At 71.6% G+C, this 20,334-nt stretch carries 13 protein-coding genes; 7 read left to right on the forward strand and 6 right to left on the reverse strand.

The window, feature by feature from the left end:
• Positions 1 to 89: 89 nt before the first annotated feature.
• Positions 90 to 1,076 (forward strand): 4-hydroxy-3-methylbut-2-enyl diphosphate reductase, encoded by a 987-nt coding sequence (locus NIE79_RS18365; RefSeq protein WP_238679730.1) that lies wholly within the window; start codon positions 90 to 92, stop codon positions 1,074 to 1,076.
• A gap of 41 nt (positions 1,077 to 1,117) precedes the next feature.
• Positions 1,118 to 1,552 carry a hypothetical protein gene (locus NIE79_RS18370; RefSeq protein WP_238679731.1) on the forward strand — a complete coding sequence of 145 codons (435 nt, stop codon included), beginning with the start codon at positions 1,118 to 1,120 and terminating at the stop codon, positions 1,550 to 1,552.
• 71 nt (positions 1,553 to 1,623) lie between these two features.
• Here the strand turns inward: NIE79_RS18370 and NIE79_RS18375 are convergent, their stop codons facing one another.
• Positions 1,624 to 4,920: a S8 family serine peptidase gene (locus NIE79_RS18375; protein ID WP_238679732.1), complete on the reverse strand. Its 3,297-nt coding sequence runs from the start codon at positions 4,918 to 4,920 to the stop codon at positions 1,624 to 1,626.
• Between the two features lie 149 nt (positions 4,921 to 5,069).
• Complete coding sequence (locus tag NIE79_RS18380; protein ID WP_112698465.1) at positions 5,070 to 6,230, reverse strand: DNA recombination protein RmuC; 1,161 nt, start codon at positions 6,228 to 6,230, stop codon at positions 5,070 to 5,072.
• Positions 6,231 to 6,284: 54 nt separating this feature from the next.
• Here NIE79_RS18380 and NIE79_RS18385 point away from each other — a divergent pair, with 54 nt between their 5' ends.
• The gene (locus NIE79_RS18385; protein ID WP_238679733.1) at positions 6,285 to 7,118 is read left to right on the forward strand and encodes a hypothetical protein; all 834 of its coding nucleotides are present in this window, start codon (positions 6,285 to 6,287) and stop codon (positions 7,116 to 7,118) included.
• A gap of 69 nt (positions 7,119 to 7,187) precedes the next feature.
• Here NIE79_RS18385 and ppc read toward each other — a convergent pair whose 3' ends face one another.
• A complete protein-coding gene (gene ppc / locus NIE79_RS18390) occupies positions 7,188 to 9,974 on the reverse strand; it encodes a phosphoenolpyruvate carboxylase (protein ID WP_238679734.1) in 2,787 nt (928 codons plus the stop codon).
• Positions 9,975 to 10,103: 129 nt separating this feature from the next.
• Positions 10,104 to 11,156, reverse strand: a complete 1,053-nt coding sequence (locus tag NIE79_RS18395) for a hypothetical protein (protein WP_238679735.1) — start codon at positions 11,154 to 11,156, stop codon at positions 10,104 to 10,106.
• 365 nt (positions 11,157 to 11,521) lie between these two features.
• On the opposite strand from NIE79_RS18395, the gene mfd reads away from it, so the two are divergent.
• The 4 genes from mfd (at position 11,522) to NIE79_RS18415 (ending at position 18,748) form a co-directional block, all read left to right on the forward strand.
• Positions 11,522 to 15,160, forward strand: coding sequence for a transcription-repair coupling factor (gene mfd / locus NIE79_RS18400; protein ID WP_238679736.1), 3,639 nt, complete (start codon positions 11,522 to 11,524; stop codon positions 15,158 to 15,160).
• Between the two features lie 116 nt (positions 15,161 to 15,276).
• A complete protein-coding gene (locus NIE79_RS18405; protein ID WP_238679737.1) occupies positions 15,277 to 16,032 on the forward strand; it encodes a hypothetical protein in 756 nt (251 codons plus the stop codon).
• A gap of 2 nt (positions 16,033 to 16,034) precedes the next feature.
• Entirely contained in the window at positions 16,035 to 17,021 is a 987-nt protein-coding gene (locus NIE79_RS18410) for a nucleoside triphosphate pyrophosphohydrolase (protein ID WP_238679738.1), read from the forward strand.
• A gap of 107 nt (positions 17,022 to 17,128) precedes the next feature.
• A complete protein-coding gene (locus NIE79_RS18415; RefSeq protein ID WP_238679739.1) occupies positions 17,129 to 18,748 on the forward strand; it encodes a DUF885 domain-containing protein in 1,620 nt (539 codons plus the stop codon).
• A 24-nt stretch (positions 18,749 to 18,772) separates the two neighbouring features.
• On the opposite strand, the gene NIE79_RS18420 is transcribed toward NIE79_RS18415, so the two are convergent.
• A complete protein-coding gene (locus NIE79_RS18420) occupies positions 18,773 to 19,624 on the reverse strand; it encodes an NAD(+) diphosphatase (protein ID WP_238679740.1) in 852 nt (283 codons plus the stop codon).
• On the reverse strand, positions 19,621 to 20,316 hold the full coding sequence (locus tag NIE79_RS18425) for a hypothetical protein (RefSeq protein WP_238679741.1): 696 nt from the start codon (positions 20,314 to 20,316) through the stop codon (positions 19,621 to 19,623). The genes NIE79_RS18420 and NIE79_RS18425 overlap by 4 nt, the downstream gene beginning before the upstream one ends.
• Positions 20,317 to 20,334: the final 18 nt, after the last annotated feature.

Raw genomic sequence — 20,334 nt, forward strand, 5'->3', positions numbered from 1 at the left:
CGTGTCGGAGCAATAACTTCATGATCAACGCAGTAAGGGGTGGGTTGCGGCCCGGTGGCGGGTGGAGGGGTGGCACGTACGATGGGGTGGTGACTGAGGCTCAGGCGACTCACCGGACCGGCAAGCGCGTGCTCCTGGCCAAGCCCCGCGGCTACTGCGCGGGTGTCGACCGCGCGGTGCAGACAGTGGAGGAGGCGCTGAAGCTCTACGGCGCCCCGATCTACGTGCGCAAGCAGATCGTGCACAACAAGCACGTGGTGCAGACCCTGGAGGCTCAGGGCGCGATCTTCGTGGAAGAGAACGAGGAGGTGCCGGAGGGCGCCACCGTCATCTTTTCCGCGCACGGTGTGGCGCCGGAGGTCTACGAGCAGGCCAAGGCGCGTTCGTTGAAGGCGATCGACGCGACCTGCCCGCTGGTCACCAAGGTGCACCACGAGGCGCGGCGCTTCGCGGCCGAGGACTACGACATCCTGCTCATCGGTCACGAGGGGCACGAAGAGGTCATCGGCACCGCCGGTGAGGCTCCCGCGCACATCCAGCTGGTGGACGGCCCGGACGGCGCCGACAAGATCACCGTACGTGATCCGGAGAAGGTGGTCTGGCTCTCCCAGACCACGCTCTCGGTCGACGAGACGCTGGAGACGGTGGCCCGGCTCAAGCAGCGGCTGCCGCTGTTGCAGTCCCCGCCCAGCGACGACATCTGCTACGCCACCTCCAACCGGCAGCACGTGGTCAAGGAGATCGCCGCCGACTGTGACGTGGTGATCGTGGTCGGTTCGACGAACTCCTCCAACTCGGTCCGCCTGGTCGAGGTCGCTCTGGACGCCGGCGCCCGCGCCGGTCACCTGGTCGACTTCGCGCACGAGATCGACGACGCCTGGCTGGAAGGGGCCACCACGGTCGGCCTGACCTCGGGCGCGAGCGTCCCGGACGACCTGGTCCAGGAGGTGCTGGTCCACCTCGCCGCCCGCGGCTTCGCCGACGTCGAGGAGATCACCACCGCCAACGAGCGGCTCACGTTCTCGCTTCCGCAGGAGCTGAGGCGGGACATGAAGGCCGCCGCGGCGCGCGGCTGAGGCGCGGGAACGAACTCGGGCCGGCGTACGTCAGATTCGGCATGAGGACTTTTCGGCTCGCCGTTCCCGCGCTGGCCGTCTGCGTGGCGCTGAGCGCCTGCGGCGGCCAGGGTGTCGGGGGCGGCACACCCACCCCGACACCGACGGGAGCGCAGCCGGTGACCAGCCAGCCCACGCCCGACCCGACCGCCTCGCCGACGACCGTCACCCCCTCCGCGCCGTCCGGGGTGAAGACTCCGAAGCCGGGCGGCCCGAGCACGCCGCCGGGCGTCGGGGCCACCACCCTGAGCGGCACCCTCCAGGGCGGTGTGGAGCCCGGTTGCGTACTGCTCGACGGTTACCTGCTGCTCGGCGGCCCGCGTGACGTGCTGACGGCGGGCGCGCGCGTCGAGGTCACCGGTCGGGTGGAGCCCGGCATGATGACAACCTGCCAGCAGGGCACCCCGTTCGTCGTCACCGCAGCCCACCGGTCCTGACCACTCACGCCTGACACGCGGGAGCCCGCCCCCGAACGTGGGGGCGGGCTCCCGCCGGTGTTACGAGCGGATCAGTTCACAGCACCGATGATCACGTTGCCGCGACCCACGATCGCGCCCTCGGTGGTGACGATCGCCAGTTCACCGGAGAGCTGACGCCCGTCGGCCGGAACTGCCACAGCGGTCACCGTGCCGGTGATGGTGGCCGACTCGCCGTGCATCAGCGGCACCGCGACGGCCGGAGCGGTGATCGTGCCCAGCGACGCGGACGCGAACGCGTCGTAGTAGTCGTAGGCGGTGCTGGTCCCCGGCCCGTCGACCCCGTACGGCTCCACCACGACGCGGTAGGTGCCGGCGGGCGGGTTGGTCAGCGTGACCGCCTCCTCCGAGTCGCCGTCCGCGGCCCGACCGACCTCGGTGGTGCCCCGGTAGACGAACAGGTCCAGGTCGGCGCCCGCGTTGGCGGGGTTGCCGATCCGGGCGGTGAACGTCGACGTCCCCGCCGGGATCTCGACGGTCCACTCCTGGTTGGGGCCGCCCTCGGTGATGGTCGGACGCTCGGTACGCACACCGGTCAGCGCGCCACTGCGGCCGCTGACCGAGACCGGGCCGAAGGCGTTGGTGACGTTCCAGCTCACCGGGGTCGGCTCGCCGGCCTCGACACTGGGCAGCTCGACCAGCGCCGGCTCGACAGTCAGACCCTGCACCCGCGCCTGGAGCTTGAACGGGTTGTTCAGCGCCGGGGACGTCCGCCGCGACTCCACCTCGATCTCCCAGACCCCGGGAAGCGGGTTCTGGTAGTCACGCTCCTGCGGCTTGCAGACGTTGACGTCGGAGAAGTTGGTGTAGCAGACGGTGCTGGTGGTGGCCTCCACCGGCACACCCAACGGGTTGATCGCGATGAACCGGGTCTGCGAACCGGTGGCGATCCCGGAGAGGTTCACCTGGAGGGCCTTGGCGCCCTCCGGCACGGTGACGAAGTACGACGTGAAGCCGTTCCGGTCGACCGAGCCCTCGTTGGCGTACGAGAAGTTGGGCTTCTTCACGTCGTTCGAGGCCACCACCACCGCGGACACCTCGAAGTCGACCACGTTGGTGGCCGGATCGTCGATCCGCACGATAGTGCCGTGCGCGCCCTCGGTGGCCGGCTTGGCGGTGACGCTGATGGTGACGGCCTTGTTGAGCGGCAGCGCGACGGTCTTCGGCGCCTTGAAGGTGCCGTCGTTGCCCTGGAGCGTGATGTCGTGCTTGATGGTGCCGGCCGGGCCGCTGGTGCGGGTCAGCTTGACCGGGTAGGTCTTGCTCTGGCCGACCTTGTGGCCGCCCTCAGCCGAGGTGCAGCGGTTGTAGACGCCGGTGCCCCGACCCGGGTTCGGCACGAACTTCACACCGTTCCAGATGGTCAGCTGCTCCGCGAGGGGGCTGCAGACCGGCGCGTCGGAGACGTACGAGCGGGTTTCGACGCCCTGGCGCAGCAGCTGCCAGGCGCCCGGAACGTTGACCATGCCGTAGCCCTGCGCGTACGTCGGCACGTCCGCGATCGGCTTGGCGGAGCTGAACAGCGCCCGACGCAACGCGGCCGGGCTGACGCCCCGGTCGGTGGCCTTGGCAGCCGACAGCAGCAACGCGCCGGCACCGGCGGTCTGCGGAGACGCCATCGAGGTGCCGTTCAGCATCGCGTAGCCCGGGGGCAGCGCGTATCCGGCCTCGGGGACCGGGGCGCCGAGCTGCCAGGTCGGCGCGGTGGAGATGGCCGAGCCGGGGGCGGCGATGTTCGGCTTGAAGCCGCCGTCCTCGCGCGGGCCACGGGAGGAGAAGTTGAACAGGGCGTTCTTCTTCTTGACGACCGAGCCGTAGTTGGACAGCCAGGTGTCCTTGCTGATGTTGGCGGCAACGCTGATCACGTTGCTGGCGACGGACGGGTCGCCGACGGTGTTGAGACCCGGGCCGGAGTTGCCGGCCGAGATGACCAACTGCACGCCGTACGTCTCGATCAGTTCGTTGTAGAGGTTCGTCCGCGCGTTGTTGCCATCGTTCAGGCCCGGCAGGCCACCGATCGACATGTTGACGATGTCGACGCCACGGTTGGCCACCAGGTCGATCATGCCGGTGGTGAGGGCCGCAGCGGTGCAGCCGCCGCCCCAGGAGCAGGCGCGGGCGGAGACCAGCTTCGCGCCGGGCGCGGCACCGTCGAAGGCCCCGTTGCCGAGCATGTCGTTGGCGGCGGTGATGCCGGCGACGTGGGTGCCGTGGGTGCTCTCGACGATGCCGATGTTGACGTAGTCGTAGGTGCCCGGCAGCCCGATCGGCGTGGTGTTCACGTTCTTGCGGAACTCGACGACGAAGGGCTGCCGCTCGGCGACCGGCGTGGCCGGGTTGTCGGTGCCGAAGTAGCCGATGTCGTACTTCTCCTTGTACGGCCGCATGACCGGGTCGTCGGTGAAGTTGAGGTTCTGGTTGGCGTCCACCCGGATGTTGTTGGTGGCCGGGTCGAAGAGCACACCCCAGGTGTCGGTCGTGTCGCCGTCGCGGTTGACGTCACCCCGGGCGTCGCTCGCGGTGGTGACCGACTCGCTGAACAGGTTGAACCGGTACGCGCCGGCCGGCGCCGTCCAGGTGCCACCGGCGATGGTGAACGACGGGCCGGCCACCTCGGCCTGCATCCGCCGCCACGAGCCGTCCTCCAGCGGGTCGGTCGCGGTGACCCAGTCGACGATCTTGCGCTCGCCGGTGGTGGTCTGCTGCAACGCCGGGTGGGCCAGGTCCACACCGGAGTCCATGATGCCGATCGTGATGCCCCGGCCGTCCCACGCGGGGTGGGCCGCTGTGAACGCCACAGCGCCGATCTCGTTCGTCGGCATGTAGGGGTTGTCGGCCGGGGTGGTCTCGCCCGGCGCCGCGACGGCGGCCTGCCGCGCGCCGGCGGTGCCGGCGGGGGTGCGTTCCGGGGACGGGTCCGGCAGTTGGATGACCTCGTCCAGGTCGACGGCCGAGACGCCGGGCAGGCGTGCCGCCTTGAGAACCCGGTCGGTCGGGACCTTGGCCAGCACGAAGCCGACCCGGTCCTGCCGCTGGCTGACGGTGCCGCCGAGCTTGGTGAGGCTGTCGGCGACGTCCCCCGCCTCGCCCTTCTCGGTGGCGACGATCAACGTGACCGTCGGTGCCTTCTTGGCGCGGGCCTCGCTGAGCAGTTTGGCGTCGTGGGCGCCCAGCGTCTCGGCGGCGGTGGCCGGGGAAGCGTCCGGTGTGGTGGCGGGAGCGGCGGCCGCGGTGGCGGCACCACCCATCGTCGTCATGGCGCTCGCCGCCAGGACCGACGCGAAGAGCGCGGCTGAGGTGCGCCGGCTCAGGTTTCGGAGTCTGCTCACGTTCTCTTTACCTCCAGAGAACAGGGCCCTTCAGAGAAGGGCGCTCGGGTGAGCAGAATCTTTCGGGGTGTCGGCGAGCACTGTCACTAGTGGTCAGTTCCTTGTGACCACTTCGTGACATGCGGGCATACGCACTGTCACATAGATGGCTAGCGGGCCGAGACCTCGTCGGCCGGATCGGCCAGCTCGGGTGCCTGCGGCTGCCGGGGCGTCAACTCGACCTGTGCCGGCGTGGCCAACTCGTCGTCCGAGACGCCCAACTCGGCGAGCTTGCGCGCGCTGACCAACACCCGGGCCTCCAGCGAGCCGACCGCCCGGTTGTAGGCGGTCACCGCACCGGCCAGCGAGGACCCGAGCTTGCCCACGTGGTCGCCCAGTGTGGAGAGCCGGCCGTACAGCTCGCGGGCCAGTGTGTGCACGGCGAGCGCGTTGCGGGCCAGTGCCTCCTGCCGCCAGGAGTAGGCGACAGTGCGGAGCAGGGCGACCAGAGTGGCCGGCGTGGCGAGCACCACGTTGCGGGTGAAGGCGTGCTCCAGCAGCGTCGGGTCTCGCTGGAGCGCGACGTCGAGGAACGGGTCGGCGGGAACGAAAAGCACCACGAACTCGGGTGAGTTGTCGAACGCCGACCAGTACGACTTGGCGGCCAGGGCGTCGACGTGCCCGCGCAGGTGCCGCGCGTGCGCGTCGAGGTGGGTGTCCCGGCCACGCTCGTCGCGGGCCTCCATGGCTGTCAGGTACGCGTCGAACGGGGCCTTGGCGTCCACCACCACCGAGCGACCACCGTGCAGACGGACCACCAGATCCGGTCGGACGACCTGCTGGTCGGTGGCGGCGGTGACCTGCTCGGAGAAGTCGCAGTGCTCCAGCATGCCGGCAGCCTCGACGATCCGGCGCAGCTGGTGCTCGCCCCAGCGGCCCCGCACCTGCGGTGCACGCAGCGCCGCCACCAACTGCTTGGTCTCGGTGCGCAGCTCACCGGAGACCGCGTTCATCGAGCGGACCTGCTCACGCAGCTCGGCGTACGCGTCGACGCGGTCGTGCTCCAACTCGGCCACCCGCTGCTCATAGCGGCGCAGGGTGTCGTGCAGCGGCGCGACCGCCCGGGCCACCGCCTCCTGGGACTGCGCGGTGGCCTCGTAGCTCAACGCCCGCATGGACTGCTCCAGCCGACCCTCACCCTCCCGGGTGGCGGCCAGGGTGGCATCCAGGCGAGCGATGTCGGCCGCCGACCGGGACCGGGCCGCGAGCCAACCCACCGCCCCGCCGGCGCCGAGGCACACGATCACCAGGAGCAGGGTGGAGACGTCCATCACCGGAGCTTGCCAGACGGATACGACGTGCGAGCCGGGGGTACGTTCGATGGCATGGAACTTGTGCTCTGCCTCGCCGTTGTGCTGGTCGGCGCGCTGGGCGCCGCCGCGCTCATCCGCGCTCAGGCCGGCGCCCGTCGGCGCACCGAGCTCGGCGACGCCCGCGCTGAGGCGCAGCGGTGGTACGAGCGCCTCGGCGGTCAGTTGATGAACCTGCACGGCGAGGAGCCAGCGGTACGCCAGGCGCTGGCCGACGCCGGTGAGCGGTACAACGCGGCGGGCTCCCAGCTGGAGCAGGCGTCCACGCCGCACCAGTTCGGGCTGGCCCGGGAGACCGCGCTGGAAGGTTTGGCGTACATCCGGGCGGCGCGCACGGCCTTGGGAATCGATCCGGGTCCCGAGGTGCCGACACTGGCCGCCGCCCGCGGCGCGGGGCAGCTCACCAAGGAGCGTGAGGTCGATGTGCAGGGGCAGACCTTCCGGGCCGGGCCGCAACCCGGTCGGGAAACGCCCTACTACTACCCCGGTGGGCGGTATCAGGGTCGACCGGTGCCCGCCGGCTGGTATTCGACGCCCTGGTGGAAGACGGCGCTGGGTGCCGGCGCCGGTGTGCTCGGCGGCATCCTGATCGCCGACGCGCTCTTCTCGCCCGCCTTCGCCGACCCGGGGTACGGCTACGACGCCGGCTACCAGGAGGGCTTCGGTGACGGTGCCGACCAGGGCGGCGACGGCGGTGACCAGGGCGGCGACTTCGGCGGCGGCGACCAGGGTGGGGACGTCGGCGGCGGCGACTACGCCGGTGGGGACTTCGGCGGTGGGGACTTCGGCGGTGGCGGCTTCGGCGGAGGCGACTTCGGGGGCGGGGACTTCGGCGGCGGCGACTTCTGACAGTCGTTCCGACCTACCACGTAACGGGCCCCGGTCACAGCGACCGGGGCCCGCTTCCGTACCTGTCGATCAGCCGGTGTTGCGCATCCCGGCGGCGATGCCGTTCACGGTGGTGAGCAGCGCGCGTTCCAGGGCGGTGCCGTCGCTCGGTGCGCGCCGGCCGCCCGGGGCGGTGGCGATCGCCCGTCCGGCGGCCCCCGACTCCCGGTACTGCCGCAGCAGCGCCACCTGGAGATGGTGCAGCGGCTCCAGGTAGGTGTCGCGGACGGCCAGGGTGCGCTGGAGCACCGGCGAGTTCTCCAGCAGGGCCGGTGAGGCGGTCACCGCCAGCACCTCCCGCTTGGTCAGCTCGTACTCCTGCTCGATCTGCTCGAAGATCGGGTGCAGCTTCTTCGGCACCAGCGTCTCGACGTACCGGCGGGCGATGCTCAGATCGGTCTTGGTCAGCATCATCTCGACGTTCGACAGGAACGTGCGGAAGAAGTGCCAGTTGCGGTGCATCTCGGCCAGCACGTCCGCCAGCCCCGCCTCACGGGCGGCGGCCAGCCCGGAGCCGACGCCGAACCAGCCCGGCACGATCTGCCGGGTCTGCGTCCAGCCGAACACCCACGGGATGGCCCGCAGCCCGGACAGCCCGGCGCCGGTGTTCGGCCGCTTCGCCGGCCGGGAGCCGATGTTCAGCGCGCCGAGCAGCTCGGTGGGGGTGGACGCCCAGAAGTACGCGGGCAGGTCCGGGTCCTCGACGAGCGACCGGTAGGACCGGAACGCCGACTCGGAGACCACGTCCATCGTCGCGTCCCAGCGCTCCAACATCTCGGCCGGCTGCCGGGGTGCGGTGTGCAGCAGAGTCGCCTGGAGCACCGCGGCGAGGGTGAGCTCCAGGTTCTCCCGGGCCAGCGAGGGCAGGGTGTACTTGTCGGAGATCACCTCACCCTGCTCGGTCACCTTGATCGCGCCGTCCATGGTGCCGTACGGCTGCGCCAGGATCGCCTCGTGCGTCGGGCCGCCGCCGCGCCCGACCGTGCCGCCCCGGCCGTGAAAGAGCCGCAGGTGCACACCGTGCCGGGCGGCCACGTCGCGCAGCGCGCGCTGTGCCCGGTGGATCGACCACTGGCTGGTGGTGATCCCGGCTTCCTTGTTCGAGTCGGAGTAGCCGAGCATGACCTCCTGCACGTCACCCCGGGCCGTCACCAGCGCCCGGTACGCGGGCAGCGACAGCAGCTCGTCGAGGAGTTCGCCGCCGGAGTTCAGCTCGGCGGGTGTCTCCAGGAGCGGCACGAACCCGACGCGGGCCCGCCCGCTGTGCACGTCCACAAGGCCGGCCTCGCGGGCCAGCACCACGGCGGCCAGCACGTCGTCGACACCCAGGGTCATCGAGATGATGTACGACTCGATCACCTCGGAGCCGAACCGGTCCTGTGCCTCCCGGATGGTGCTGAACACGTCGAACGTCTTGCGGGCCGGCTCGGACAGCGACGTGTCCACCGTCGACAGCGGGCGGCGGCCGGTCAGCTCGTCGGCGAGCAGCTTGGTGCGTTCCAGCCGGGTCAGCGCCGGGTAGTCGGAGACCTCGCCGACCGCCTCGTAGAGCTGCGCGAGCACCGCGTGGTGCGCCTCGGCGTGCTCCCGGACGTCCATGGTGGCCAGGTGCAGGCCGAACGCGGAAACCGTACGGATGGTGGAGGCCAGCCGGCCGACAGCGGTGAGCTGCCCGGAGTTGCGGGCCAGTGAGGCGCGCAGCAGGTCCAGGTCGGCGATCAGCTCGGCGGAGCCCCGGTAGTCCCGGCCGGGTACGTGCGCGGTGCCCTGGCGCAACCGCAGCCGGGTGTTGGCGAGCTTCGCCTTCACGCAGCGCGCCTTGAGCCGGTACGGCTCCTCCGCGTTGACCCGGCGGAAGCGCTGCGCGACCTCGGGCAGCGCGTCCAGGTCGGCGGCGAGGCTGGCGGAGAGGTCCAGGGACACCCCGCGCAGTCGGCGGGACACCGAGACCTCGTTGATCAGGTGGTCCATCGCCTTCTCGGTGGCGGCGATGCCGTGCTCGTGCTGGATGGTCAGCACCTCGCGGGTGACCGCCGGGGTGACGAACGGGTTGCCGTCGCGGTCGCCGCCGATCCAGGTGCCGAAGCTCAGCGGCCGGGCCGTCGGTGAGGTTTCCACGCCGAGCGTGCGCAACGTGTCGGCCAGGTCGTCGAGCACCTGCGGCGCGGCCTCGGCGTACAGGTCACGCAGGTAGTAGATCGCGTTGCGGGCCTCGTCGGTAGGGTCCGGCCGGTCGAGCCGCAGCTCGTCGGTCTGCCACATCAGGTCCAGCAACTCGGCCAGCCGGCGGTTGGCCGGGCCCTCGTCGCTGGCGCCGTAGAGGATCGCGTTTGCGGTCTCGTTGTCCAACTCGTCGGCGATCGCGCGCAGCTTGGACAGGATCGAGCGACGGGCCGCCTCGGTCGGGTGCGCGGTGAAGACCGGTCGCACCGCCAGTCGGCGAGCGGCGTTGGCGATCTCCTCGGCCGGCACCCCGCGCTCGGCGATCATCTTGGCGGCCTGGTCCAGCCAGCCGCCCTGCACCGCGCGGCGGCGGCGCAGATCCCGCGCCCGGTGCACCTGCTCGGTGATGTTGGCCAGGTGGAAGTAGGTGGAGAAGGCGCGGGCCAGCTTGGTGCCGGTGGTCACGTCGAGCCCGCCGAGGCGCTGGGCGGCCGCCGGGGCGTCGGAGCGGACCTGGGCGCGGATCTCCTCGACGAGGTCGAGCAGCGGGCGACCCTCCTGGCGGGCCAGGGTCTGGCCGAGCAGGGTGCCGAGTCGGCGAATGTCGGCGCGCAGTGCGGCGTCGGGGCCGTCATGGTCGTGCTGGTCGGTCACGATGCGCTCCCTTGCGTGGATACGAAGGACAGCGCTGTCCGACTTACTGGATGGTATCCGCGCGCAGGGGATGTCTGGAGGGCCCCCTGGTGATCCACTGCCTCTGGGAGGGTGTTTTCCGGGGTGATCTCAACCACCGTCGCGGTCCGGCGACGGGCCGGGGTGTGTCGCCTCGGGGCTGGAGGGTGCGGCCCGGCGACCCCGGACCAGGCTCGCGCTGATCAGCCCGAGCCCTCCGAGCACGGTCCAGATCCCGAGGGCCGCAGCCGGCCAGCCGGCCGACCGCCAGTCGAAGTACACAGCGGCCTTGGTCAGGTCGTTGGCGAGCCCGGGGATGTTCCAGCGGTGCATGCCGCGCAGCACCCCGGGCAGGAACTCGGGCGCGTAGATGCCGCCGGAGCCCGGGTTGCCGAGCACCACCAGCAGCAGGATGACCAGCGCGGTGCCCGCGACACCGAGCCAGCCCTGGATGGCGCTGGCGAACATGGCGGCGGCGAAGACGGCCAGCGCGCCGATGGCGGCGATCGTCGGTACGTCGTGGTGCCAGATGTCCAGGACGGGTCCGACCACCACCGCGCCGGCGATGCCGAGCAGCACGCTGTAGACCGCCAGGGCGGCGATGCGCAGTCCGGCCCGTCGCGCCGTACGGGGGGTGGTGCCGGCGGATATCCCGAGCACCGTCGAGGCGAGGTAGCCGCCGAGCACGTACCCGACGTTCAGGTAGAAGGGCACCACTCCGCGCGGATCGGCCGGGGTGACCGGCACCTTGTCGACGATCTGCAACGGGGTGCCGGTGCGGCCGGTGGCGGTGCCGAGGACCTCTTTGATGGCGCTGGTGGCAGAGGGGCCGGAGGCGCTCGCCACGGTCAGGAGGAGGCCGTTGTCGGATCCGGTGCTGAGGACGGCGTACACCGCGCGGCTGAGCAGTCCGTGCTCGGCGGCGGCCGGGTCGTCGTACCCGACGGCTTTGAGGATGGTCGTCTGGCCGCGCACGGCGTCGAGCGTCGCCTGGGCGCGTTGGTCGCCGGAGACGACGCCGATCGGCAGGTCGCGGGGTGTGGGCTGGTGCAACGCGCCGACGTAGGCCGCGATGAACGCCGTGGCCAGCACGAGGGTGCCGAGGAGCAGTCCGATGCTGCGCGGCGCCCAGTCGCGAGCTGTGCCGTGCGATTCTTTGTCCACGTTGCTAGCCTATGGTCCGTTTTGTGGACAGCCGGGCGGAACCAGTCGGCCGGGCGGCCGGCGGGGAACGCCACGGAGGCCGGTCCGGGTACGCCTGCCGGCGGCGGTCAAGATCCCCTGGCAACGGTCGGGTTCGATCCCAAGATCGCGCAACATCCAGGATGTAGTGGCCTCGCTGCGTCGATGCGGCCACTACATCCTGGATCGAGCACGATCTCGCCGGAACGCGGGGTGACGCGCGCGGCGCGGACCTGGCCGGAAGGGGGTGGCTGTCGGTCGACGGGGCTAGGCTTGTTGTCGTGCACCCCCCGTCCGGCTGGACGAGGGGCCGCCGTCGTGTGCGTCGACTCCCCGAAAGGTTTCCCTTGCTCACCGGTCTGTTCACCGCCGCACTGGCCGACCCCGGGCTGACCCGGGCGCGTGACCTGGCGCGCTCCGGTGCCGCCCAGGTCGACGGCCTCGACATCACCGCTCCGGCGGCGCTGCGCCCGTTCGCCGTCGCGGCGGTCGCCGCGGACAACGACGGCGCCGGGCGACCGGTGCTGGCGGTGACCGCCACCACCCGGGAGGCCGACGACCTGGCCGCCGCGCTGGGCGGGTTGCTGCCGGCCGAGCAGGTAGTTGTCTTCCCCTCCTGGGAGACGCTGCCGCACGAGCGACTGTCCCCCCGCTCCGACACTGTCGGCCGGCGGCTGGCCGTGCTGCGCCGGCTGGCCCACCCGCAGGCGACCGACGCGCACGGCGGCGCCGGGCCACTGCGAGTGGTGGTGGCTCCGGTCCGTTCGCTGCTCCAGCCGCAGCTCAAGGGGCTCGGTGATCTGGAGCCGGTGCAGCTCGCCGCCGGCGAGGAGGCGGACCTGGAAGAGGTCGCCCGCCGGCTGATCGACATGGCGTACGCCCGGGTCGACCTGGTCACCAAGCGTGGCGAGTTCGCGGTCCGCGGCGGCATCCTGGACGTCTTCCCGCCGACCGATGAGCACCCGTCCCGGGTCGAGTTCTGGGGCGACGAGGTGGAGGAGATCCGCACCTTCGCCGTCGCCGACCAGCGCACCATCGAGCAGGTTCCGCTGCTCTGGGCGCCGCCCTGTCGGGAGTTGCTGCTCACCCCGGCGGTCCGCGACCGGGCCGCCGCGCTCGCCGAGCAGCACCCCGAGCTGGCCGAGATCCTCGACAAGCTGGCCGAGGGCATCCCGGTGGAGGGGATGGAGTCGCTGGCCCCGGTGCTGGTCGGCCCCGACTCGCTGGAGCTGCTGCTGGACGCCATGCCGGCCGGCACCCACGTCCTGCTCTGTGACCCGGAGCGGATCCGCACCCGGGCGCACGACCTGGTGCGTACCTCGGAGGAGTTCCTGCAGGCCAGCTGGGCCGCCGCCGCGGTCGGTGGCCAGGCGCCGGTGGACGTCGGCGCCGCCGCCTTCCGCACCCTCGGCGAGGTACGCGCCGCAGCGGGCAGGCTCGGCCAGCCGTGGTGGACGCTGTCCCCGTTCGGCCTTCTCGAAGGGGAGACCGCCGAGACGCGGCAGCCCTGGGAGGACGCGCCGGAGCAGGCCCCCGTCACCCCGGACGACGCCATCGCTGTCACCCTGGCCGCCCAACCGGCGCCGCTGTATCACGGCGAGACCTCGCGGGTGGTCGAGGACCTCAAGCGCTGGGCCGGCGAGGGTTGGTCGATCGCGCTGGTCTTCGAGGGGCACGGCCCCGCCCAGCGCGCGGTGGAGGTGCTGCGCGACGCCGGCCTGGGTGCCCGGTTGACCGAGGAGGTCCCGACCGCGCCCGTCCCCGGCGAGCTGGTTGTCACCTGTGGGGCGCTGAGCAGCGGGTTCGTCGACGAGGCGTCCCGCTTCGTGCTGCTCACCGGCAATGACGTGACCGGCGGTCGGGGCACCTCGACGCGGGACATGCGCAAGATGCCGAGCCGTCGGCGCAACACCATCGATCCGCTGGAGTTGAAGACCGGTGACCACGTGGTGCACGAGCAGCACGGCATCGGCCGCTACGTCGAGCTGGTGCAGCGCACCGTCAACGGTGCCAGCCGGGAATACCTCGTCATCGAGTACGCGGCCAGCAAGCGGGGCCAGCCCGGCGACCGGTTGTTCGTCCCGACCGACCAGCTCGACCAGCTCTCCCGTTACGTGGGCGGCGAACAGCCGACCCTGCACAAGATGGGCGGCTCGGACTGGCAGAAGTCCAAGGCCCGGGCCCGCAAGGCGGTCCGGGAGATCGCCGCGCAGCTCATCCAGCTCTACGCCGCCCGAAAGGCGTCCAAGGGCCACTCGTTCGGCCCGGACACGCCGTGGCAGCGGGAGCTGGAGGACGCCTTCCCCTGGCAGGAGACGCCGGACCAGCTCGCCGCGATCGACGAGGTCAAGCGGGACATGGAGCAGACCGTCCCGATGGACCGGCTGATCTGCGGTGATGTCGGCTACGGCAAGACCGAGATCGCGGTCCGGGCGGCGTTCAAGGCGGTGCAGGACGGTAAGCAGGTGGCGGTGCTGGTGCCGACCACCCTGCTGGTGCAGCAGCACTACAACACGTTCGCCGAGCGGATGAGCCAGTTCCCGGTCCAGATTCGGCAGCTGTCCCGGTTCCAGACGCCGAAGGAGACCGAGCGGACGCTGGAGATGGTCGCCGACGGCACCGTCGACATCGTCATCGGTACGCACCGGCTGTTGCAGACGGCGACCCGCTTCAAGCAGCTGGGTCTGGTGATCGTCGACGAGGAGCAGCGCTTCGGTGTCGAGCACAAGGAGCACCTGAAGACGCTGCGCGCCTCGGTGGACGTGCTCAGCATGTCGGCCACCCCGATCCCGCGCACCCTGGAGATGGCGATCACCGGCATCCGGGAGATGTCCACCATCGCCACCCCGCCGGAGGAGCGGCACCCGGTGCTCACCTTCGTCGGCGCGCAGGACGACCGGCAGGTGGCCGCGTCCATCCACCGTGAGCTGCTCCGCGACGGGCAGGTCTTCTACCTGCACAACCGGGTCGAGTCGATCGACCGGGCGGCACGGCGGCTGCGGGAGCTGGTGCCCGAGGCGCGGGTCGCGGTGGCGCACGGCCAGATGGGCGAGGACGCCCTGGAGAAGGTCATGGTCGGCTTCTGGGAGAAGGAGTTCGACGTCCTGGTCTGCACCACTATCGTCGAGTCGGGCATCGACATCCCGAACGCCAACACGCTGATCGTGGAGCGGGCCGACCTGCTCGGCCTGGCGCAACTGCACCAGATTCGGGGCCGGGTCGGCCGGGGCCGGGAGCGGGCGTACGCCTACTTCCTCTACCCGCCGGAGAAGCCGCTCACCGAGCACGCCCACGAGCGGTTGGCGACCATCGCCCAGCACACCGAGTTGGGCGCCGGCATGTACGTGGCGATGAAGGACCTGGAGATCCGGGGCGCCGGCAACCTGCTCGGCGGCGAGCAGTCCGGGCACATCGAGGGCGTCGGCTTCGACCTGTACGTGCGGATGGTCGGCGAGGCGGTCTCCGCGTTCAAGGGTGAGCGGCCGGAGGAGGAGACCGACGTCAAGATCGACCTGCCGGTCGACGCGCACCTGCCACACGACTACGTGAGTGTGGAGCGGCTGCGCCTGGAGATGTACCGCAAGCTCGCCGAGGCGCGCGACGAGGAGCGGCTGGGCGAGGTGATCGCCGAGATGACCGACCGGTACGGCGAGCCGCCGGCCCCGGTGCAGAACCTGGTGGAGGTGGCCCGGTTCCGTCTGCTGGCCCGCCGCTACGGCCTGGCCGACGTGTCCATGCAGGGCAAGCACGTACGGTTCGGCCCACTGCCCCTACCGGATTCGAAGCAGTTGCGGCTCAAGCGCTACCACCCGGATGCCGTCTACAAGCAGGCCACCGACCAGGTCAGCGTGCCCCGACCGACCACCCGTCGGATCGGCGGCGAGCCGCTGCGTGACCAGGCGCTGCTCCAGTGGTGCGCGCAACTGCTCTCCGATGTGCTCGGTGCCCCCGCCCCGCTCGCCGTCGCCGCGGGCGCGAGCGTCTGAGCCTGCGGTGTGCTCTCGACCAGGGGCGGTCGCGCGTCGACGCCGTCCCTGGTCGGGGGATCGGCGAAGGTGGGGGGCGTCACAACCCCGGGTGACGGCGTGAGAGAGTGACGGCTATGCGTGCTCGCCGTCTTGCCGCCGTCGCCACTGTGGCGCTCGGCCTCGTCGCCCTCTCCGGTTGCCGTGCTGAGCCTGGTATCGCCGCTTACGTCGGTGACCAGCGCATCACCGACGTTCAGGTCACCGCCGCGATGAAGGACCTGCGGACGAAGAACCCGGCACCGGAGTCCTCCGCCGCCAGCGGGCAGCCCGCGGCGCCGCAACCGTCCCTGCCAAAGGTGGCCGACGTGGTTCGGGCCATGGTGCTGACCAAGGTGTGCGAGAAGCTCTCCGCCGAGAAGAACTACCAGCCGCGCGGCCAGGTGACCGCCGAGCAGGCCGCCCAGCAGCTCAGCCTCGACCCGGAGACCGCGCACGTGCGCGAGGTGGCGAAGTTCTTCACCTGCCTGTCCGGGTTGCCGGCCGAGCCGGTCGAGCCGAGCAAGGAAGAGCTCGCCGACGTGATCGCCGCCGGGCGTGCGGCCGGCAAGATCCCGGCCGAGGTGACCGATGAGGCCGCCACCCAACAGCTCGACGGCGAGCAGCTGCGCGGCGCGCTGGCCACCAAGAGGATCCTGGCCGAGGCGGTCGGTCGTTACGACGTCACCGTCAGCCCTCGGTACCGTCCGCTCGAGTTTCCGCTGCTCAGCTTCAGCGATGACGTACCCGCGGTGAGCGTGCCGTTGGGTGAGCCGGGTTCCGACGCGGTCACCGACATTTCCACCCCGGAGGGCCCGACCGCGACGCCGGAGGCCGAGGGTACGGCCAGCTGAGCATGACCGCACGGATCGTCCTTCTGGTCACCTCACCCCGGTTGCCCGCCGGCCTGTTGACCTCCGCGGCCTGGGACGTCGTACGCCAGAACCCGGTGTTCACCGGCGCGGACAGCGAGTTGACCACGGCCATGCGCCAGGCGGGCGCCGAGGTCACTGTGGTGGACGGCCCAGCGACGCAGCCGTTGCTGGACGCGGTGGCGACGCACGGCACCGTGGTGTGGCTGGCCGGTCCGGCGGGTGACGAGGCGCTGGCCCGGGAGTTGGGTCTGCGGCTGGCCCGGCAGCCGGGGTTGGCCGAGATGGAGTTGATGTACGGCTCGTGGGATCCGCCGGGTGCCCGGCTGCTCGACGCGGTGGCCGTGCTGGATCGACTGGCCTCTCCGGGTGGTGACCCGTGGAAGCGGGCGCAGACGCACCGAAGCCTCGCCGGTTACCTGCTGGAGGAGAGCTACGAGGCGTACGACGCCATCAGCGCCGACGACACCGACGCGCTGCGCGAGGAGTTGGGCGACGTGTTGTTGCAGGTGGTGCTGCACGCGCGGCTCGCCGAGGAGTTGCCCGAGGACGAGCGGTGGACCATCGACGACGTGGCCGGTGGCCTGGTGGACAAGATGATCCGGCGTAATCCGCACGTCTTCGCGGGTGCCGAGGCGGGCACCCTGGAGGAGATCACCGAGAACTGGGAGCGGATCAAGCGCGCGGAGAAGGCGCGGCACTCGGTGTTGGACGGTGTGGCCCTGAGCCAGCCCGCGCTGGCCCTGGCAACGCAGATCCTCGGCCGCGCCGCCCGCAGGGGCATCGAGGTTCCGCCCCCGTTGGCGGACACCCAGGTGGACGCTGAAGCACGGCTGGGCGCCAGCCTGCTGGCAACGGTCGCCGCAGCCCGCGAGGCGGGCATCGACCCCGAAGCAGCTCTCCGCCGCGCCACCCTGGCCTACGCCGAAGCCATCCGCCACGCCGAACCCCCACCCGCCAGCCCACGGTGATCATGAAGTTATTGCCCCGACACGCCGAGGTGGATGGCAATAACTTCATGATCGACGGAGTGGGCGGAACCGGCGGCGGGGCGCACAGCGGTCGGTAGGGTGGGGCGGTGGAAGCGTTTGGGGTGCTGGCTGAGCGGGTCGTCGAGGCATTACTGGAGTCGCGGCCGGGGGTTGCCACCGCTGCCGGGGACCACCGGTTCGACGACCGGCTGCCGGACCTGTCCGCCGACGGGTTGACCGCCGATCGGGCGATGCTCTCCGACGCGGCCAACGCACTGTCCGAACTGGACCCGGACTCGCTCGACGTCGACGAGCAGGTCGACCACGCACTGCTCGCCTCATTCGTGGACCGGGAACTGTTCGAGCTGACCGAGATCCGGTCGCACGAGTGGGATCCGCTGCGCCACAACCCCGGCCCGCTGCTGCACCCGCTGCTGGCCCGCCCGTACGCCCCCGCGGAAGTGCGGCTGACCCAACTCGCCGGCCGGCTCTCCGCCGTACCGGACGCCCTGGCCACCGCCCGCGCGACGCTGCGGGACATGCCGCGCATCCACGCGGAGACGGCGGTCGGGCAGTTCACCGGCACGGCCGCACTGATCCGCGACGAGCTGCCGGCGTTGCTCGCCCAGTCGCCGGGCCACCTCGACCGGGTCGAGCCGGCGGCCACCGCCGCGATCGCCGCGCTGGAGGAGTTCGTCGCCTGGCTGCGCACCGGCCTGGCCGCCGATGCCGGCCCCGGCCGTGACCCGCGACTGGGCCGGCGTCGCTGGGAGGCCCGGCTCTGGCACACCCTCGACACCGAGTTGGGCGCCGCCGAGATCCAGCGTCGCGCCTGGGCCAACCTGGATCGGGTCACCGCGGAGATCCGCGAGGCGGCCGTCGAGCTGGTCGGTGGCCCGGCCGACGACGCGACGGTACGTCGGGCGCTGGACCTGCTCGCCGCCGAGCACCCGAACGACGCGACGATCGTCGAACTGGCCGGGGTGACACTGGACGAGGCGACCGACTTCGTCCGCGCACACGACCTGGTCACACTGGTCGACGACCGGTGCGTGATCCAGGAGATGCCGGAGTTCGCCAGGGGGGTCGCTGCGGCGTACTGCGACGCGCCCGGCCCGCTGGAGACCGCCGCCCTGCCGACCTTCTACTGCATCGCGCCCACCCCGTCGGACTGGTCGGCGCAGCGGGTTGACTCCTTCTACCGCGAATACAACGCTCATATGATCCGCAACCTGACTGTGCACGAGGCGATGCCGGGGCACTTCCTCCAGCTCGCCCACGCCCGCCGCTACGTCGGTGGGACGCGGGTCCGCGCGCTGGCCGAGTCCGGCCCGTTCATCGAGGGCTGGGCGGTCTACGCGGAGGAGGTGATGACGGGGCTCGGCTTCGGCGGCCTGCCGGTGCGGTTGCAGCAGCTCAAGATGCAACTGCGGATGACCATCAACGCGTTGCTCGACCAGTTGGTGCACGCCGAGGACCTGCCCGAGGCCGAGGCGATGGCGTTGATGACCGGGCGCGGCTTCCAGGAGGAGGGCGAGGCGGCCGGCAAGTGGCGGCGCGCGCAACTGACCTCCACCCAGCTCTCCACCTACTTCGTCGGGTACAGCGAGGTGGCCGAGATCGCCGCCGCCCGTCCGGACGGCGTGTCGGTCCGCGACTGGCACGACGCGATGCTCGCCCACGACTGCCCGCCCCCGCGCCACCTGCGCACCCTGCTCGGTCTCTGAGAAGAAACGCCGGGCCGCGCGGGTTCAGCGCCGCCCGGCGCTCACCGTCGCGTCGACGAGCCAGCGCGAGATGGAGTACGCGGGCGGCAGTTGCGCCGGCAGCGCATCGAGGCCGAACCACTGAGCCCTGGTCAGCTCCCGCCCATCGACCACAGGTTCGGCCTTTGGGTCGGCGGCACGGGCGGTGAAGCCGGCGAGCAGCACACCCGGGCCGGAGATCGCCCACGGTTGGCTGCCGAAGTAGGCCAGCCGGTCGACGGGCAGCCCGACCTCCTCGCCGACCTCCCGGTGCACCGCCGCCTCAAGTGTCTCGCCGGCCTCGACGAAGCCGGCCACCAGCGCCCACAGCCCGGTCGGACCGGTGGCGTGCCGGACCAGCAGCAGCTCGTCAGCGTGCACGGGCGGGCCGGGCCGGGTGATCGCCACCAGCACGGCGGCGGAGAGCTGCATCGGCACGTACAGGCCGCAGTCGGGGCACTGGCGGGCGGTCTCGCCGGGCCGGTCAATCAGTTCCGCTCGGCAGGCGCCGCACCACCGGTGGGTACGCCGCCAGGTCAGCACCGCCAACGCCCGGCCGGCGAGCGTGGCGTGCGGCTCCGCTACCTCGGCGGCGAGCGACGCCCAGCCCCGCGCCCGGCCGGGAAGGTCGTCGGCGGTGGTCAGGTCGGCGCCCCAGGCGAGCACCCCGTCGAGCGTGCCCAGCGGCACCCACTCGGTGTCGGCGGGCAGGTCGGCGACCCGGAGGGGTTGGCCGTCGACGCCGGTCAGCAGCTTCGCCCCGGTCACCGGCAGGGCCAGGTCGCCGGGGCCGGGAGGTCGGCTCCGATCGGCTCCCGGCAGGAACCCGCCGGGCGGCGCGGCCGGCGGGTCGGTCACGAGCCGCCGGGGCGGCGGTCGACGACGTCGGCACCGGCGGGCGGTGCGAACGCGCCCTCGTCGACGGTCGCGGAGTAGTTGCTCAGTGCCAGCTCCATCGGCTTGCCGTCGACCGGCCCGGTGAAGCTGCCGAGCACGCCCTCGGTGGTCACGCAGGCGGTGAAGTCGCCGGACGACGAGCTCTGCACCGCGACGCAGGCGGCGTGGTGCCCCGCGACTGTGGTGTCACTCTGCTTGATGACCGCCTGTGGGTCGAGCGCGGCAGCGGTGAGCAGCCCGACCACCACCGGCGGCGTGACGAGGCCCTGCTGGTTGGCCTCGCCGAACAGCGTCACTGTGGGCCTGCTGCCCGGGGTGGGCGGGGTGACCAGCGTGCACTGCGGGCGGGCGCCGGTCGTCGTGCACCGGGTGATGGCCTCCGGGGTGACTGTGAGTCGACCGCCCGGATAGGTGTACGTGGATCGCGCCGGGTCCTGCGCCTGCACGATCGCGGCGCGCTGGCCGCCGGGCAACTGGTAGTCGGCCGAGTAGGTCAACTCCAGTGCCCGATCGAGCCGGGCGGCGAGGTCGTTGACGAGTTCCGAGCGGCCCATGGCGACTCCGGCGTCCTCGAATGTCTGACAGCCGGTGACCGTGAGCGACGCGATGACCGACACGGCGAGCATGCGGAGGGTGGTCGAGGCGGCGGGCATGGCGACCAGCCTGGTGGA

The sequence above is a fragment of the Micromonospora trifolii genome, from assembly GCF_022229005.1.
GTDB lineage: Bacteria > Actinomycetota > Actinomycetes > Mycobacteriales > Micromonosporaceae > Micromonospora > Micromonospora trifolii.

Bases quoted from the DNA above. Each gene is read 5' to 3' on its own strand.
- NIE79_RS18370 (WP_238679731.1), top strand. From the start codon at position 1,118: ATGAGGACTTTTCGGCTCGCCGTTCCCGCGCTGGCCGTCTGCGTGGCG.
- NIE79_RS18380 (WP_112698465.1), bottom strand. From the start codon at position 6,230: ATGGACGTCTCCACCCTGCTCCTGGTGATCGTGTGCCTCGGCGCCGGC.
- NIE79_RS18385 (WP_238679733.1), top strand. From the start codon at position 6,285: ATGGAACTTGTGCTCTGCCTCGCCGTTGTGCTGGTCGGCGCGCTGGGC.
- NIE79_RS18405 (WP_238679737.1), top strand. From the start codon at position 15,277: ATGCGTGCTCGCCGTCTTGCCGCCGTCGCCACTGTGGCGCTCGGCCTC.
- NIE79_RS18410 (WP_238679738.1), top strand. From the start codon at position 16,035: ATGACCGCACGGATCGTCCTTCTGGTCACCTCACCCCGGTTGCCCGCC.
- NIE79_RS18425 (WP_238679741.1), bottom strand. From the start codon at position 20,316: ATGCCCGCCGCCTCGACCACCCTCCGCATGCTCGCCGTGTCGGTCATC.